This window comes from Pseudomarimonas salicorniae (assembly GCF_023156535.1).
Classification (GTDB): domain Bacteria; phylum Pseudomonadota; class Gammaproteobacteria; order Xanthomonadales; family Xanthomonadaceae; genus Pseudomarimonas; species Pseudomarimonas salicorniae.
In genome coordinates this window covers 95,295-111,334 of sequence record NZ_JALNMH010000003.1, presented here as the reverse complement: position 1 = coordinate 111,334, position 16,040 = coordinate 95,295, and the positions used below count along the sequence as shown (strand labels likewise).

Here is a 16,040-nt window from a genome sequence, read left to right as displayed (position 1 = left end):
GAAGACATTCCGCAAAACCCGAATGTAGGAGCCAGCTTGCTGGCGATAGGCGCCCCGGGCGGGGCGATCGCCAGCAAGCTGGCTCCTACGTGCAACGGCGATGCAAAGTCCGGTTTGCGCCGCAAAGCAGGCCTTGCCGCAGTCAAACCGTGGGAGCGCCCTTGGGCGCGACCGCAGAGTTACGGATTCACCACAGACCGCGGCCAGAGCGGAGCTCCGCGGTCGCGCCCAAGTGCGCTCCTACGGTCGGGATCTGTTAAACGTTGGCGAATCCGCATAGGGCGAGCCTTGGCGCACCGATACGGGCATTCGGACGATACGCCCGGTGCGGCCAGCCGCACCCTATGAAGGTCTTCTTTGCGTCCCAAGCGCACATCGCAATCTTGTGTGGCGAGGCACGCAGCGCGGGAGGGTGTGCCCTGCCCTCCCGCGCTTCGGTGGCACGGCTCAAATGCTGATGCTGTTCGGGATATGCGAGGGCAGCTGGTACGGATAGGGCCAGGGTCGCTCGGTGTTGCGCTGGCGGGTGGCGGTTTCGATGCGTGAGAGCTCGGCCTGGAAGTCGGCCACCAGCGGGGCGACGCGGGGATCCTTGAAGTACGGATCGCGCGGGTTGTGCTCGTAGTGGCCGAAGGTGTCGTACTGCACGCCGGTCAACAGGTACTCGAACGAGGCGCCGTAGAGGGCGACATCGAGCGGCGGGTACCAGGCGAGAATCTGCTGCTCGGAGTCGAGGGTCTGGCTGCGCGTCGGCATCGGGCTGTACAGGCTGCCGCCGACGCCGGGCACGTAGGACATCAGCGGGTACTGGGCATAGTTGACCGATGCGTGCTGCGGGCCGGCGGTATAGAGGATCAGGCTGACCATCTCGATCAGGTAGTCGAGACTCTCGATGCGCCACGGGCGATCCGGATCGCCCGTGGCGACAAGGCCACCAAGGCCCTTGAAGCCGCAGTACTGCGGCGCAGTCAGCTCGTGGATCCAGCCCTGCAGCTCGTTGTCGTCGCGGACATCGGCGTCGCCGGCGTAGTACAGGCGCAGATAGCCGCCGACGAAGCGGTGGATGGCCTCCCAAAGCGGCAGGGTGTCGTCGCGGAACGGGAACTGCGGCAGCTTGTCGACGCCGCGCAGGGCGAACAGGCGCGGGGGCACGTTGTCGTCCCAACGCCAGGCGCGGTGGGCATCGGAGACCAGCTTGAGGGTCGACTCGATGGCTATGCCGACATTGCAGGCGACCACGCCTCCCGGAACGATCAGGCTGTGGATGGCGTCGTCGTTGATGTTGATGGTGAAGCGGAAGTGCGGCAGCAGCAGGCGCAGCAGCGGGTGGTTCTCCGACAGCTGGCGATGGGCTGCGACCACCATCGGCTCGATGATCAGGTGGCAGGCGCCAAGGTGGGCGACCGCCTCGTGCTGGATGGCACCGGCGACGTTGACCGCGTACTTGGCGATGCGCCACTTCAGGCCCTGGGCGTCGTTGGCCTTGGCGAAGTCGTTGGGCGAGAACAGCGGGCAGCTTTCCTCGTCGTGCTTCTGGCCGAGCTGGATGGCGATCGGCTGCAGGGCGCCGCCCGGGGGGAAGCCTTCCGGCGGCTGGGGGTTCCAGTAGAACAGGGCGATCGGAGCCACCGGGTAGCGTGGCTTGCCGTGCAGGGGATCCGAACGCGCCTCGGCCAGCTGGCTGTAGTCGACCACGTACAGGCGGTTCTGGCGGATCGCTTCATCGAGGGTGATCTGGTCATCGCCGCTGACCGAGCGCAGCAGGCCATCGCTGACCGGCATCTTCGCCTGCAGGCTGGCGAGGTCGACGGCCACGCCCTCCTTGGGCGGCGTCGCGACCACGGCGCGCAGCTGGGTGGTGTTGAAGCCGGCGATCTGCAGGTAGCCGAAGAACCAGTCCTGCTCGCAGGGCTCGAGCTCGTCGCGCATCCAGGGCTGGCGCTGGATGTCGAGCGTGGCGGGCCTTGGCAGGGTGATGAACAGGGCGGCGTAGTCGGCGATGGTCTTCGCATCGAGGTACTGCCGGCCGTGCTCGCCGAGCATGTCGTACAGGGTCGACTTGAGGAAGGCGGTCGGCCCGGTGGCGAGCATCTCCTTGAACACCGCGTCGAGGCCCTGAAGCATCGCCTCGAGGTCGCGCGGGATGTTGGCCATGCCCTCCAACGCGCGCGGCAGCGCAGCCAGCGTCTCGAGAAAGGCCTTCAGCTCCTTGGCGTCACGCAGCGGGTGCAGCAGGCTGAAGTCGTGCTCGAGCTTCTTCCAGGCGGCCTCGACCGCGGCCACAGCATCGGTTGGCAGGTCGCCGCGCAACTCGCGCTCCAGCAGATTCACCACCACCTGCTTGAAGTTCTCGATCAGCGGCACGAACACCTTCACCACCTGCGCCTCGTAGTCGAGGCTGAACTTCTCCGCCGAGGGCAGGTCGGCGGACATCGGCACGGCGTCCATGTAGCTGTGCATGTAGTTGTAGTCGGTGCGCGCCATCGACAGCTGGAAGGCACGCGCGGCGCGGCCCTCCTCGGTGTCGTGCTGGGGCAGCAGGGGCAGCGGCGGGACGGCGGTCGCGGTCGACATGCAGGGCTCCTCGTGGACGGGACGGGCCCGGCGCGGATTGCCGCGCCGAAAGTCGGACACGCTACCCGGCAGGCCGCCCCGCAGGCAACACAGATCGCTCCGGCGGCGCCGGGGCGAGGCGGTCCAGAAGGCTCAGCTCGACGGCGCGCGGAGGTAACGGGCCAGCATCAGCGCGACGCAGACCGGCCGCTCGCTGCCGTCGCGCTCGACGCTGACCTGCCAGCGCGCCTGAACACCCTGTTCGATCTGGTCCAGCGAATCCAACTGCAGGCGGGCGCGAACGCGGCTGCCCGCGGGCAGCGGCGCCGGGAAGCGGACGCGGTCGAGGCCATAGTTGATGGTCATGGCGGCGCCGTCGATGCGCAGGCAGCGGTCCATCAGCCCGGGCAACAGGGACAGGGTCAGGAGGCCGTGCGCGATGGTCCCGCCGAACGGTGTCTCGCGCCGGGCCCGATCGGCGTCGAGGTGGATCCACTGGTGGTCCTCGGTGCAGTCGGCGAAGGCATCGACGCGCGGCTGGTCGACGAGCAGCCAGTCGCTGCAGGCGACCTCGCGGCCGAGCTCATCGGCCAGCCGGTCGAGGGGGATCACCCGGCGTCGATCCTCAGCCATCTCAGACGATCTCGAACAGGCCGGCGGCACCCTGCCCGCCGCCGATGCACATGGTCACGACGGCGTACTTCACGCCGCGACGCCGGCCCTCGATCAGGGCGTGGCCGACCAGGCGCGCCCCGCTGACGCCATAGGGGTGGCCGACGGCGATGGCGCCGCCGTTGACGTTGAGTCGCTCATGCGGGATGCCGAGCCGTTCCATGCAGTACAGCACCTGCACGGCAAACGCCTCGTTGAGTTCCCAGAGCCCGATGTCTTCGACGGTCAGACCTGCACGCTGCAGCAGCTTGGGCACGGCGAAGACCGGGCCGATGCCCATCTCGTCCGGCTCGCAACCGGCCACCGCGAAGCCGCGGAAGATTCCCAATGGCTTTAGCCCCCGGGTCCTGGCGGCGTCGGCGTCCATCACCACCGCGGCCGAAGCGCCGTCGGAGAACTGGCTGGCATTGCCGGCGGTGATCACCCCGCCGGGCAGCGCGGTGCGGATCTTCGCCACCGCCTCGTAGGTGGTATCGGCGCGGATGCCCTCGTCGGCCGACAGCGTCACCTCGCGGCTCATCAGCCGCTGGGTCTTCGGATCGGCGACGCCGGCGCGGACGGTGATCGGCACGATCTCGTCGTCGAAGCGCCCGGCTGCCTGGGCGGCGGCGGCGCGCTGCTGGCTTTCGACGCCGTAGCGGTCCTGGCGCTCCTTGTCGATGCCGTAGCGCTTGGCCACGGTCTCGGCGGTGCGCAGCATCGGCCAGTAAAGCTCGGGCTTGTGCTCGCTGATCCAGGGGTCGGCCAGCATGTGCTGGTTCATCTGCGCCTGCACGCAGGAGATGCTCTCCACGCCGCCGGCGACGAAGGCCTCGCCCTCCCCCGCCATCACCCGCTGCGCGGCCATGGCGATGGTCTGCAGGCCGGAGGAGCAGAAGCGATTGATGGTGACGCCGGGGACGCTGACCGGCAGGCCGGCGCGCAGGGCGCACTGGCGGGCGATGTTCATGCCGGTGGCGCCCTCGGGGTTGGCGCAGCCCATCAGCACGTCCTCAATCTCGGCCGAATCAAGGCCGGCGCGCTGGACGGCGTGCTGCACCACATGGCCGCCGAGGGTGGCGCCGTGGGTCATGTTGAGCGCGCCCTTCCAGCTCTTGGCGAGGGCAGTGCGCGCGGTGGAAACGATGACGGCATCTTTCATGACGGGACTCCGCGCAGGCTCAGGCGTTGAAGGACTTGCCGGCTTCGGCCAGCTCGATCAGCAGCGGGGCCGGCTGCCAGGCGTCACCGGCGTAGCCGGCGGCAAAGCGGCGCACCGCGCGTAGCACGTTGTACAGGCCGACTTCGTCCGCATAACGCATCGGTCCGCCGCGGAACACCGGGAAGCCGTAGCCGGTGAGGTAGACCACGTCGATGTCCGAGGCCTTGGCGGCAATGCCCTCGGCGAGGATCTGCGCGCCCTCGTTGACCAGGGCATAGACCAGCCGCTCGACGATCTCGGCGTCGCTGATCTTGCGCGGCGCCACGCCGAGCGAGGCGGCGTGCTCGCGGAGCATGTCCTCGACCGCCTGGGACGGATGCGCGGTGCGGTCGCCGGGGCGGTAGTCGTACCAGCCGGCGCCGGTCTTCTGGCCGAAGCGGCCCATCTCGCAGAGCTTGTCGGCGGTGCGGCTGTAGGTCATCTCCGGCTGCTCGACGTAGCGCCGCTTGCGGATCGCCCAGCCGATGTCGTTGCCGGCCAGGTCGCTCATCCGGAACGGGCCCATGGCGAAGCCGAACTTCTCCATCGCGCGGTCGACCTGCTGCGGCGTGGCGCCCTCCTCCAGCAGGAAGGTCGCCTGGCGGCTGTACTGTTCGATCATCCGGTTGCCGATGAAGCCATCGCAGACGCCCGAGACCACGGCGGTCTTGCGCAGGGTCTTGGCCAGATCCATCACCGTCGCCAGCACCTCCGGCGAGGTCGCCTTGCCTCGCACCACCTCCAGCAGCTTCATCACGTTGGCCGGGCTGAAGAAGTGCATGCCGAGCACATCCTGCGGGCGGCGGGTGAAGCCGGCGATGCGGTCGACGTCCAGGGTCGAGGTGTTGCTGGCCAGGATGGCGCCCTCGCGGACCACCGCGTCGAGCCGCTCGAAGACCTGCTGCTTGACGCCGATCTCCTCGAACACCGCCTCGATCACCAGGTCGACGTCGCCGAGCTCGGCGTAGTCGAGGGTCGGGTGGAGAAGACCCATGCGGGCCTCGACGTCCTCCGGCTTGATCCGGCCCTTCTTCGCGCTGGACTCGTAGTTGCCGCGGATCGTGGCAAGGCCACGGTCCAGCGCCTCCTGCTTCATCTCCAGCAGGCGCACCGGGATGCCGGCATTGAGGAAGTTCATGGCGATGCCGCCGCCCATGGTGCCGGCGCCGATGATGCCGACGCGGCGGATCTCGCGGCGCGGCGTCGAGGCGTCGACGCCCTCCACCTTGGCCGCATTGCGCTCGGCGAAGAAGGCGTGCTGCAGGGCGCGTGCCTCGGGCGTCGCCATCAGGGCGGCGAAGCCCTTGCGCTCGACCTCGATGCCGGCGTCGAAGTCCTTGCCCAGCGAGGCGGCGACCGCCTCGAGGCAGGCCATCGGCGCCGGGTAGTGGGCGCTGGCGGCGGCCACGGCGCCGCGGGCAAAGCCGAGGAAGGCCTCGGCGTCGGGATGCTCGACGCGCAGGTCGCGGATCTTCGGGAACGGCGCGCCGGCCTCGGCAAGGCTTTTGGCCAGCCCGATCGCCGCGTCCATGGTGTCGCCTTCGGCCAGCGCATCGAAAAGTCGCGTGTCCTTGAGCTGCGCGGCCGGCACCAGGGTGCCCGAGCAGATCATGTTCAGCGCGGTCTCCAGGCCGACCGCGTGCGGAAAGCGCTGGGTGCCGCCGGCACCGGGCAGCAGCCCGAGCTTCACCTCCGGCAGGCCGATCTGCGCCCGCCCATCGGCGACGCGCCCGTGCATGCCCAGCGCCAGCTCCAGTCCTCCGCCGAGGGCCATGCCCTCGATGGCCGCGACGCAGGGCTTGGGGCTCGCCTCGAAGGCGGCGATGACCGAGGGCAGGTTCGGCGCCTGCATCGCCAGCGGAGTGTTGAACTCACGGATATCGGCACCGCCGGAGAAGGCCCGGGCGCCGCCAGTGACGACGATGCCCTGGACGGCCGGATTGTCGTTGGCGGCATCCAGCGCCTCGACTAAGCCGCGGCGGACGGCGATGCCCAGCCCGTTCACGGGCGGCTGGCTGATCGTGATGACGGCGATGCCGTCGCGCAGGAAAGTCGTGACGCTCATGGCTTGGCGTTCTCGCATGACCAGAAAGGGGCGACGGTTTCGCCACCGGCCGATTCCAGAGTTCCAGCAAACGGAACACTAAGCTCGGCGGGTGGGGCGTCGCGCTGCCGGATGACACAGCACGAGCGCCACCGTTGTCAACTGGATGCACCGGCACTACGATGCCGCTGTCCTCAATCGCGCATGCTGTTCCGCATTACGGAATATAAGCGCCACCCCTGGAGCTGCCATGGAACCCCTCGCCACGCCCCGTGCCCGTGAATTGCAGCAGCGCCTGCTGGAGTTCTTCGATTTGTACATCTATCCGGCCGAAGCCGAGTACCACGCCGAGCAGCGACGCCACCGCGAGAGCGGCAATCCCTGGCAGGTGATGCAGACCGTCGAGCGACTGAAGCCGAAGGCGCGCGATGCCGGGCTTTGGAATCTGTTCCTGCCCGGCTCGGAGCGCGCGCCCGAGGGGCTCAGCAACCTCGAGTACGCCCCGCTCTGCGAGATCATGGGTCGGGTGTTCTGGTCGCCCGAGGTGTTCAACTGCGCAGCGCCGGACACCGGCAACATGGAGATCCTCGAGCGCTACGGCACCGATGCGCAGAAGGACCGTTGGCTGGAGCCGCTGCTCGCGGGAACGATCCGTTCAGCCTTCCTGATGACGGAGCCGGCGGTGGCCTCATCGGATGCCACCAACATCCAGTGCGCAATCCGCCGCGAGGGCGACGAGTACGTGATCGACGGACACAAGTGGTTCGCCTCCGGCGCCGGTGATCCGCGCTGCGCGCTCTACATCGTGATGGGCAAGACGGATCCGTCGGCGCCCAAGCACGAGCAGCAGTCGATGATCCTGGTGCCCGCCGATGCACCCGGCATCACGGTCAGGCGGCACCTTCCGGTATTCGGCTACGACGATGCCCCGCACGGGCACATGGAGATCACCCTTGAGGGCGTGCGCGTGCCGGCCTCGAACATCCTGGTCGGCGAGGGACGTGGCTTCGCCATCGCCCAGGCCCGGCTGGGCCCGGGCCGTATCCACCACTGCATGCGCACCATCGGCGCCGCCGAACGGGCGCTGGAATACATGTGCCGGCGGCTGCAGTCACGCATCGCATTCGGCAAACCGGTCGCAGCGCAGTCGATCTGGCACGAGCGCATCGCGCAGTCGCGCTGCATGATCGATCAGGCCCGCCTGCTCACCATGAAGGCGGCGCAGATGATGGACACCGTCGGCAACAAGGTCGCCCGCGCCGAGATCGCCATGATCAAGGTCGTCGCGCCGCAGATGGCCTGCCAGGTGATCGACTGGGCGATCCAGGCCCACGGCGGCGGTGGCGTGACCGAGGATTTCCCGCTGGCCGCGTCCTACGCGATGATCCGCACCCTGCGTCTGGCCGACGGGCCGGACGAAGTGCACTGCGGCACCATCGCCCGGCTGGAGCTTGCCAAAAATGCGCCGGCCGGCGCCGATCGCGTCGATTCGGGCCATGGGTAGCACGAAACGGCAGATCGACACCTACAGCCTGTCGATCGATGAGTCGCATCCGCAGTACGTGTCGGCAATCGGCCGCGGCGCCGCCATCCTGCGCTGCTTCGAGCACGGCGAGCGGCACCTCGGCAACCGCGAGATCGCACGCCGCACCGGTCTGCCCAAGGCGACCGTTTCGCGGCTGACCTACACCCTGTCCTGCCTCGGCCTCCTCAGCTATTCGCAGGCGCGGGAGAAGTACGCGTTGGGTACCGCCGTGCTCACCCTCGCCCATTGCTTTCTTCGCGGCAACGAGGTGCTGGAGATTGCCCGGCCGCTGATGCGCGAGCTGGCCGAATCCACCCGCGCGGCGGTGATGCTGGGCGAGGCCGAGCGCGGGCGCATGGTGCTGCTCGACATCGTCGAGGGGGACCCGAGCTTCGAGTTGAATCTTGCCCCCGGCGCCCGCGTGCCGCACGGCTCCACCGCGCTGGGCCGCGCAGACCTCGCCGCCCGGCCGCAGCCGGTCTTCGATCGGCTGATGCACGAGTTGGAGCGCGAGTGCGAGCCCGGCTATTTTCCGCGGCTCAAGGCCGGCATCCTGCGCGCCCGCGAGGACTGCCGGCACTATGGCTTCTGCTTCTCGATGGGCGACTGGAACCCGGATGTGTTCGCCGTTGGCGTGCCCCTCGTGTCGGCCGATGGCGACCGCGTGCTGGCGCTGAACTGCAGCGGCCGGGTGTCGCTGATGACCCGCGAACGTATCCTCGACGAAATCGGCCCAAGACTGGTCGCCCTACGCGACCGCGTACTGGCCGTCACCGGCGGCCGGTTTTGAGCCGTGGCGGGCGGTTAATGGACGTGTTGATCAACGTGTCGTGGTGCAAAGGCGGAGTGGATCGCGGATGCGGTGTCTTGGGCTGGCTGCGGTCCGGGGTGGGTCCGATGCGCCGCGGTCTGGGGCAAGCCCCCTCCCACAGAGACTCGAACTGGCCACAGTCTTCAGTGGAACTGCGACGCTGCGGTCGCGGCCATGTCCGCTCCTACGAAAAGCGCGCGAGGCTGCAACGCCTTGGCGGCGCTTGGGCGCGCACTGCGGACTGCGGAAGCTGGTCAATCATCGAAGCGCTGCAGCCCTTCAACTGTAGGAGCGGACAGGGCCGCGACCGCAGACTTCCACTCTGGCCACGGTTTGCGGTGCAACCGCGGCGCGCCGGTCGCGGCCATGTCCGCTCCTACGAAGAGCGCGCGGGATTGCTGCGCCGCGGGCAGGGCCGGATCCATCCCTTCACCAGGTCGGCCTGCGCGAACGCGCGCTGGCACGGTCGCTGCTCCCTTTCCAACTCCCTGGAGGACTCCCAATGAAAGCCATCATCTGCAACGCCTGGGGCACGCCCGATTCGCTGCAACTGCAGGATATGCCCTCCCCCACGCCCGGCCCGCGCCAGGTGCTGGTGCGCACGCGGGTGGCGGCGGTGAACTACCCCGATGCCCTGATGGTGGCGGGCAAGTACCAGTTCCGGCCGGAGTTCCCGTTCTCGCCGGGCGGCGAGCTGTCCGGCGAGGTGATCGCCGTGGGTGCCGAGGTCAAGCGTCTCAAGGTCGGCGACAAGGTCGTGGCCATCGCCCCGTTCGGCGCCTACGCGCAGGAAATCGCCGTCGATGAGGCGAACACGATTCCGCTACCGCCGGACATCGACGATGGTGCGCTGGAGTTGGCCGGCAGCTTCGTGCTGACCTATGGCACCTCGCTGCATGCGATCAAGGATCGCGCCGCCGCGCGCGAGGGCGAAACCCTGCTGGTGCTCGGTGCCGGCGGTGGTGTGGGTCTGGCCGCGGTGGAGATCGGCAAGCTGCTCGGCCTGCGGGTGATCGCCGGCGCGTCCAGCGAAGCCAAGCGCGAGGCCGCACGGGCCCACGGCGCCGATGAAGTTCTGGATTACACCTCGGGCGACCTTCGCGATCAGGTCAAGGCGCTGACCGGCGGCCGCGGCGTGGACATCGTCTACGACCCGGTGGGCGGCGATGTCGCCGAAACCGCCCTGCGCTGCGTCGGCTGGGGTGGCCGCTATCTGGTGGTCGGCTTTGCCGGCGGCAGCATCCCGAAGATTCCGATCAACCTGCTGCTGCTCAAGGGCAGCGCCCTGGTCGGCGTGTTCTGGGGCGAGTTCGTCAAGCGCGAGCCCGAGCTCAACGTCGCCAACATGAAGCAGCTGTTCGCCTGGCTCGCCACCGGCAGGATCCGCCCGCACATCTCCCGCCGCTACCGCCTCGACGAGGCCCCTGCCGCCCTGCAGGCCATGCTCGACCGCCAGGCGCTGGGCAAGCTGGTCGTACTGCCGCAGGAGGTCGGCTAGGCTGGGTTTGGGCGCGAAGTGCGCATTCGCCCCGGCCCCGCTGTAGGAGCCAGCTTGCTGGCGATAGGCGCCCCGGACGGAACGATCGCCAGCAAGCTGGCTCCTACACGCAACGTCGCTGCCAGGTCCGGCTTGCGCTGCAAAGCAGACCTTGCCGCAGTCAAATTGTGGGAGCGCCCTTGGGCGCGACCGCGACGCTACGCATTCACCACAGACCGCGGCCAGAGCGGATTTCCGCGGTCGCGCCCAAGGGCGCTCCCACAGTCGGGCCTCCTTGGGCGTCGGCGAAGCCCCATAGGGTGCGTCTTGGACGCACCGAGACGGGCGTTCGGACGGTACGCCCGGTGCGGCCAGCCGCACCCTATGAATGTCTGCTTCGCGCCCGATGCTGTCCCTCGCCGGTGTCCAGCATTCCGGCGGCCATCATTGGGGCTGCGATCGCGGGGACGGCGTGCCGGGTGTCGCCGGCGCGGGTCAGGCAGGCGGCGTTACACTGCCGGCCCGCAACCGACTGGCCTCTAGATGACCGACACCGTTCGCCTTTCCCGTCGCGTGGCCGAGATCGCCGGCTGCAGTCGCGCTGACGCCGAGCGCTATATCCGCAACGGGTGGGTGTCGGTGGACGGTGTGGTGGTCGAGGCGCCGCAGCACCGGGTGGCGGACGAGCAGGTCGTGCTGGCGGCGGAAGCGGAGCGCAGCGAGGTCGAGCCGGCCACCCTGCTCCTGCACAAGCCGGCGGGCATGAACCTGCTTGGCCCCGGTGAGCAGGCGCGCTGGGCGCGGCCGGAGGCGCACTGGCCGGAGGATCCCTCGGACGTCCGCCCGCTGCAGCGCCACTTCCACGGCCTTACCCTGCTGGCGCCGCTCGAAGCAGAAGCCAGCGGACTGGTCGTGCTGAGCCAGGACCGGCGGATCATTCGCAGGCTCACGGAGGAGGCGAACCTGATCGAGCATGAGTACGTGGTCGAGGTGTCCGGCGACATGCGCCCGGATGGCCTGCAGCGTCTTTCAGCCGGTATAAGCCGTGCGGGGCGCAGCCTGCCGCCTTGCCGGGTGAGCTGGCAGAACGAGACCCGGCTGCGCTTTGCGATCAAGGCAGTGCGTCCGGGACAGCTGCGCGAAATCTGTAGCGCGGTCGGCCTCGCGGTAGTCAGTATCCGCCGCCTGCGCATTGGCCGCATCCCGCTTGGCAAGGGCGCCGAGGGGGCAATGCCTGCAGGTCAGTGGCGTTACCTGCCGGTGGGCGAGCGGTTCTGAGTCCGGCCATGCGCGCCCTGCCCCGCCCGGCAATCGATCGATGAGCAGGAAGGCCCCGCTGCGCGGCGCGAAGGGTGGCGGGCCGGCCGCCCCCCTAGGCCTGCACCCGCGCAACCGCCACCAGGGAAGCTACGACTTCGATGCCTTGCTGCGCGTCGAGCCGGGGCTGGCCCGGCACCTGGTCACGACACCCCGCGGCGAGCGCAGCATCGATTTTGCGCGGCCAGAGTCGGTGCGGGCGCTGAACGCTGCCCTGCTCCATCAGCAATACGGCGTGCGCCGCTGGGAGCTTCCCGACGGCTACCTCTGCCCGCCGGTGCCGGGCCGGGCCGACTACGTTCACTGTCTGGCCGACCTGCTCGCCGCCGACCTGGGGGGAGCCCCGCCGCAAGGATCGGCGGTTCGGGTGCTGGATATCGGCGTCGGCGCCAATCTGGTCTATCCGCTGATCGGGCACGCGGAGTACGGCTGGCACTTCGTCGGCAGCGATATCGACAACAGTGCGCTGGAAATCGCGCGGCGCACGCTGGGACACAATCCGGGGTTCGCCGCGGCCATCGAGCTCCGTCACCAGTCACAGCGGAACAGTATGTTCAAGGGCGTGCTGGCCGAGGGAGAACGCTTCGCGGCCAGCCTGTGCAATCCACCCTTCCATGCATCGGCCGCGGAGGCGGCCGAGGGCAGCCGACGGAAATGGCGCAACCTCGGTCGCGTCAGCGAGGTGCGCGGAAAACGACCAGCGCTGAACTTCGGCGGCCAGTCCAACGAACTGTGGTGCAGCGGCGGTGAGGCCGGTTTCCTGCGCCGGATGATCGAGGAAAGCGCGCAGATCCCCGAATGCATCGGCTGGTTCACCAGCCTGGTGGCCAAGGCCGAGCATCTGGCCGCCTTGCGCGCGCGCCTTGAGCGCAGCGCGGTGCGCGAGGTGCGCGAGATCCCGATGGCCCAGGGCGCCAAGCGCAGTCGCCTGCTGGCCTGGAGCTTTCTCGATGCCGGCCAGCGCGCGGCGCTGTGCGGGGCGCCGCGCGGGGACGCCTGATCGCTTCGGGGTGGGCCGCGCCGGTACGCCGCATGGAGACGGCGAACGCAACACCGTATGGGGCTCGCGCAGCAATGCGCCCTGAGTGTCGATACCCAGGGGGCGAAGCCGAGTCAGTCGATATCGAGCAGGCCGCTGCCGGCGAGGTAGGCACGCTCGGGCAGGCGGCGCTGGCGATACCCTTCGAGCGTGGCCTTCAGCGAAGCGACATGTTCAAGGCGTTCGGCGCCGGCGACCGCGGCATCCAGCGCCTGCTGCTGCAGCGTCAGGGCGCGTTCGAAGTCGCCGTCGGCGGCGGCGTGCAGGGCGGCGGTGACCGCGGTTTCGACGCCGGGGTGCTGGCGATGCAGGGTGTCGGCCCAGCCGCGGGCCCGGTCGCGCGCGGCAGCATCGGCGGGACACAGGGCGCCGAGCCGGGCGAGGCCGAGCATGGCCCAGCCGTCGCGTCCGCCCGAGGCGTCGAAGACGTCCCGCAGCGATGCCTGTGCCTTGGCGCAGTCGCCGGCCAGGGCATGGGCGAGGCCGCCCCAGTAACGCGCATAGGACAGCTCGGCGCCCTCGACCCGTGAGGCGAGCGCGTCAAAGGCCCTGGCGGCGGCTTCGTAGCTGCCCTGACGGAACTCGAGCCGGGCCAGTTCTACCCGCAGGTCGTCGGCCTCGGGGATCAGTTCCAGCGCTCGCTGAAGCCGGCTGCGGGCCGCATCGGCGTCGCCGCGCGCCAGCGCGACCCGGGCGTGGAGCTCGGCGGCCAGGGGCTGGCGCGGGGCCAGCCCGGTCGCGCGACCGAGCGCCTTCTCGGCCTCGTCGACCTGGCCCGCCATCAACAGCACGCGGCCATGCTCGGTCAGGAACACCGGTTCTTCCGGGGCCAGTGCCACAGCCTCGCCGAGGGCCTTCAGGGCGGCGGGAAGATTCCCGCGTTCGGCCAGCTGACGGCCCTCCTCATAGATCAGCGCCGGATTGCGGCGCAGCGAGGCGACCGCCTCGAACACCGGATCCGCGAACGGCAGCGCTTCGTCATTGCGCTCGGCGAGCACGGCGCGCGCCTCGTCGGTGCGGCCAAGCTGGCGCAGGGCCAGGGCCAGCGGCGTACGCAGCCGGCCGGCGCCGGGTGCGCGGCGCAGCGCCTCTGTGAGCTTTTCCGCCGCCTCCTCGAGCTGACCCGCCTGCAGGGCAGTGCGCCCCAAGCCGGCGAGGGCAGCGGCGGACTGCGGGTCGAGCGCCTGGGCCTGATCGAAGTCCGCCCGGGCGCCTTCGAGGTTGCCGCGCGAAAGCCGCAGCTCTCCACGGCGGAGCCAGCCGGCGACGTAGCCGCTGTTCAGGGCAAGGGCACGGTCGAAGCCGGTCATCGCCGCGTCGACATCACCCATGCTGAGCCGCGACAGGGCGCGCAGGTAATGCAGGGAGAAGCGCTGCGGGGCCAGCGCCAGCGCCCGGTCGAAGGCCGATGTGGCGGCTTCGTACTGGTCGTGGGCCAGCAGCACCTTGGCCAGCTGCTCCAGCGCATCGGCGCGCGCGGCCGGCTTGGCCTCCTTGGGCAGCGCATCGACACGAGCCTCGGCCTGCTCGATGGCGGCGCGCACGGAGGCATCGAGTCTGGCCAGCCCAGCCTCGTCGGCCAGCGCGCCGAGGGCGGCAACGCAGAGCAGCGTCGCCAGAAGACCGCGTGCGGCGAACGATCGCACGCTCATTGCGCCGCCTCCTTGCCCTGCCCCGCCTGCAGCCGGTGATAGCGATCAACAGCCAGGCCGTCGAATCGTTCGCTGCGCCCGTCCGGCCACTTCACCAGAAGATCCACTGGCACAGAGTCTTCGCCGAGGCCGAACCAGACCCGCGGGTCCTGGGCCGAGGCATAGGAACCGTCGCGGCGGCTGCGGCGCAGTGGCGCAGCCGGACCGGTGCGGCTGACGATGGCGCCGTCGATGCGCCGCCCTTTGCTGTCGCGCAGGTCGAGGCCGAGCCAGTGCCGCCCCGCCCCGCCGCGGTGGGCAAGCAGGCGGGCCGGGCCGTTGATGTTGCCCAGCGCGATATCCGGTCGGCCGTCGTTGTCGAAATCGGCCACGGCCAGGCCCCGGGTCACGCCGCGCACGCGAAGGGCGGCGCCGGCCTCGGTGCTCTTCTCGGCGAAGGCGGCCTGCTCGCCGCCGCGGCCGTTGTGCAGGTAGACCTGATCGGTCTGCAGGTAGGGGAAGCCGCGCTCGGCGGGCAGCGGATCGGGCTCGATGATGACCCCGCCGTTGGCGATGACGATGTCCTCCCAGCCGTCGAGGTCGAGGTCGACGAAGGCGGTGCCGAAGCCGGTGAAGCCGAGGCTGCTGGCGGCAAGGCCGGCGCGCGCGGTGCGGTCCTCGAACCAGCCCTGACCGACGCCGAGGTAGAGCGTGTTGCTCTCGTTGCGCATATGGGTGACGAACAGGTCCTCGTGGCCGTTGCGGTCGACATCGGCTACTGCGATGCCCATGCCGGCTTCCGCGGCACCATCTGCGTTGACTGCGGCGCCGGCCAGCACGGCATCGTCGACGAAGCGCAGCCCGCCCTGGTTGATCCAGAGGAAGTTCGGCCTGCCGTCGTTGGCGACGTAGAGATCGCGGCGTCCGTCACCGTTGACGTCGAGCGCGACGACGCCAAGCCCTGGCCCCTTCTGTCCGGCGATGCCGGAGGCTTCGCTGACGTCCTCGAAGCGCCCGTCGCCCAGGTTGCGATACAGGCTGTCGGCCACCGGCGGGTAGGCCGAGGGCGAGCAATAGTCGATCTCCCCACCGCCCGGGGAACGGCAGCGCTTGTGTGTATCGAAGTCGTAGTCGACATAGTTGGCGACGTACAGCTCCGGCAGGCCGTCGCCGTCGAGGTCGGCGAAGCTCGCCGAGACGCTCCAGCGTGGATCGCCGACGCCTGCGCTGGCGGTAATGTCGGTGAAGCGGCCCTTGCCGTCATTCCGCCAGAGCTGGTTGGCGCCGAAGTTCAGCACGTACAGATCGTCATCGCCGTCGCCATCGATGTCGCCGACTGCCACGCCCATGCCATAGCCGCGGGCGCGGATGCCCGAGGCCTCGGTGGCGTCCTCGAACCTCCAGTTCCAGCGGCCGTCGCTGCCGCGGCTGCCGCGGTTGAGCAGAAGCCGATCACCCTGCTTCCGCTTCCCGGGATCGATGCCGGGCCCGATATCGCCACCCTGAACCAGGTACAGGTCCATCAGGCCGTCGCCGTCGGCATCGAGCACTCCGATGCCCGCGCCCATGATCTCGGGAAAATAGAACTCGCCGCGGCCGCCGTGCTCGTAGCGGAAGTCGATCCCCGCCTCGGCGGTCACCTCGACCAGCCAGTCGGCGGCCGTGGCGGGCAGCGCGGTGGTGGCAAGGACGGCAAGCAGGGCGGTGCGCAGGGGGGTCATCAGGGCTCGCGGGCGTCGGGGCAGCCCCGCATTATCGCCAAGGCGCGGTGTTGACGCAGCCCGCACTTGA

The 16,040-nt window shown here is 69.6% G+C and carries 11 protein-coding genes; 5 read left to right on the top strand and 6 right to left on the bottom strand.

The features are described from left to right. Window positions 1–447: 447 nt before the first annotated feature. The 4 genes from M0G41_RS04890 to M0G41_RS04875 form a co-directional block, all read right to left on the bottom strand. Window positions 448–2,574, bottom strand: a complete 2,127-nt coding sequence (locus tag M0G41_RS04890; protein WP_248205872.1) for a lipoxygenase family protein — start codon at window positions 2,572–2,574, stop codon at window positions 448–450. Between the two features lie 132 nt (window positions 2,575–2,706). Continuing rightward, window positions 2,707–3,186 carry a MaoC family dehydratase gene (locus M0G41_RS04885; RefSeq protein WP_248205870.1) on the bottom strand — a complete coding sequence of 160 codons (480 nt, stop codon included), beginning with the start codon at window positions 3,184–3,186 and terminating at the stop codon, window positions 2,707–2,709. Window position 3,187: 1 nt separating this feature from the next. Further along, window positions 3,188–4,366, bottom strand: a complete 1,179-nt coding sequence (locus M0G41_RS04880) for an acetyl-CoA C-acyltransferase (RefSeq protein ID WP_248205867.1) — start codon at window positions 4,364–4,366, stop codon at window positions 3,188–3,190. Window positions 4,367–4,385: 19 nt separating this feature from the next. Further along, window positions 4,386–6,470, bottom strand: coding sequence for a 3-hydroxyacyl-CoA dehydrogenase NAD-binding domain-containing protein (locus tag M0G41_RS04875; RefSeq protein WP_248205864.1), 2,085 nt, complete (start codon window positions 6,468–6,470; stop codon window positions 4,386–4,388). A 229-nt stretch (window positions 6,471–6,699) separates the two neighbouring features. Between M0G41_RS04875 and M0G41_RS04870 the strand changes: the two genes are divergently transcribed. The 5 genes from M0G41_RS04870 to rlmF all read left to right on the top strand — a co-directional run bounded on the left by M0G41_RS04870 (window position 6,700) and on the right by rlmF (window position 12,579). Then, window positions 6,700–7,953 carry an acyl-CoA dehydrogenase family protein gene (locus M0G41_RS04870; protein ID WP_248205860.1) on the top strand — a complete coding sequence of 418 codons (1,254 nt, stop codon included), beginning with the start codon at window positions 6,700–6,702 and terminating at the stop codon, window positions 7,951–7,953. Continuing rightward, a complete protein-coding gene (locus M0G41_RS04865; protein ID WP_248205856.1) occupies window positions 7,946–8,764 on the top strand; it encodes an IclR family transcriptional regulator in 819 nt (272 codons plus the stop codon). The genes M0G41_RS04870 and M0G41_RS04865 overlap by 8 nt, the downstream gene beginning before the upstream one ends. A 523-nt stretch (window positions 8,765–9,287) precedes the next feature. Beyond that, window positions 9,288–10,283, top strand: coding sequence for an NADPH:quinone oxidoreductase family protein (locus M0G41_RS04860; protein WP_248205853.1), 996 nt, complete (start codon window positions 9,288–9,290; stop codon window positions 10,281–10,283). Window positions 10,284–10,805: 522 nt separating this feature from the next. After that, the gene (locus tag M0G41_RS04855; protein WP_248205850.1) at window positions 10,806–11,540 is read left to right on the top strand and encodes an rRNA pseudouridine synthase; all 735 of its coding nucleotides are present in this window, start codon (window positions 10,806–10,808) and stop codon (window positions 11,538–11,540) included. A 40-nt stretch (window positions 11,541–11,580) separates the two neighbouring features. Further along, window positions 11,581–12,579: a 23S rRNA (adenine(1618)-N(6))-methyltransferase RlmF gene (gene rlmF / locus M0G41_RS04850; RefSeq protein WP_248205848.1), complete on the top strand. Its 999-nt coding sequence runs from the start codon at window positions 11,581–11,583 to the stop codon at window positions 12,577–12,579. A 113-nt stretch (window positions 12,580–12,692) separates the two neighbouring features. Here rlmF and M0G41_RS04845 read toward each other — a convergent pair whose 3' ends face one another. Together M0G41_RS04845 and M0G41_RS04840 are read right to left on the bottom strand one after the other, a co-directional pair. Continuing rightward, window positions 12,693–14,270 (bottom strand): tetratricopeptide repeat protein, encoded by a 1,578-nt coding sequence (locus M0G41_RS04845; RefSeq protein WP_248205845.1) that lies wholly within the window; start codon window positions 14,268–14,270, stop codon window positions 12,693–12,695. Further along, entirely contained in the window at window positions 14,267–15,970 is a 1,704-nt protein-coding gene (locus M0G41_RS04840) for a CRTAC1 family protein (RefSeq protein ID WP_248205843.1), read from the bottom strand. The genes M0G41_RS04845 and M0G41_RS04840 overlap by 4 nt, the downstream gene beginning before the upstream one ends. Window positions 15,971–16,040 lie beyond the last annotated feature (70 nt).

Bases quoted from the DNA above. Each gene is read 5' to 3' on its own strand.
- M0G41_RS04890 (WP_248205872.1), bottom strand. From the start codon at position 2,574: ATGTCGACCGCGACCGCCGTCCCGCCGCTGCCCCTGCTGCCCCAGCAC.
- M0G41_RS04885 (WP_248205870.1), bottom strand. From the start codon at position 3,186: ATGGCTGAGGATCGACGCCGGGTGATCCCCCTCGACCGGCTGGCCGAT.
- M0G41_RS04880 (WP_248205867.1), bottom strand. From the start codon at position 4,366: ATGAAAGATGCCGTCATCGTTTCCACCGCGCGCACTGCCCTCGCCAAG.
- M0G41_RS04875 (WP_248205864.1), bottom strand. From the start codon at position 6,470: ATGAGCGTCACGACTTTCCTGCGCGACGGCATCGCCGTCATCACGATC.
- M0G41_RS04870 (WP_248205860.1), top strand. From the start codon at position 6,700: ATGGAACCCCTCGCCACGCCCCGTGCCCGTGAATTGCAGCAGCGCCTG.
- M0G41_RS04865 (WP_248205856.1), top strand. From the start codon at position 7,946: ATGGGTAGCACGAAACGGCAGATCGACACCTACAGCCTGTCGATCGAT.
- M0G41_RS04860 (WP_248205853.1), top strand. From the start codon at position 9,288: ATGAAAGCCATCATCTGCAACGCCTGGGGCACGCCCGATTCGCTGCAA.
- M0G41_RS04855 (WP_248205850.1), top strand. From the start codon at position 10,806: ATGACCGACACCGTTCGCCTTTCCCGTCGCGTGGCCGAGATCGCCGGC.
- rlmF (WP_248205848.1), top strand. From the start codon at position 11,581: ATGAGCAGGAAGGCCCCGCTGCGCGGCGCGAAGGGTGGCGGGCCGGCC.
- M0G41_RS04845 (WP_248205845.1), bottom strand. From the start codon at position 14,270: ATGAGCGTGCGATCGTTCGCCGCACGCGGTCTTCTGGCGACGCTGCTC.
- M0G41_RS04840 (WP_248205843.1), bottom strand. From the start codon at position 15,970: ATGACCCCCCTGCGCACCGCCCTGCTTGCCGTCCTTGCCACCACCGCG.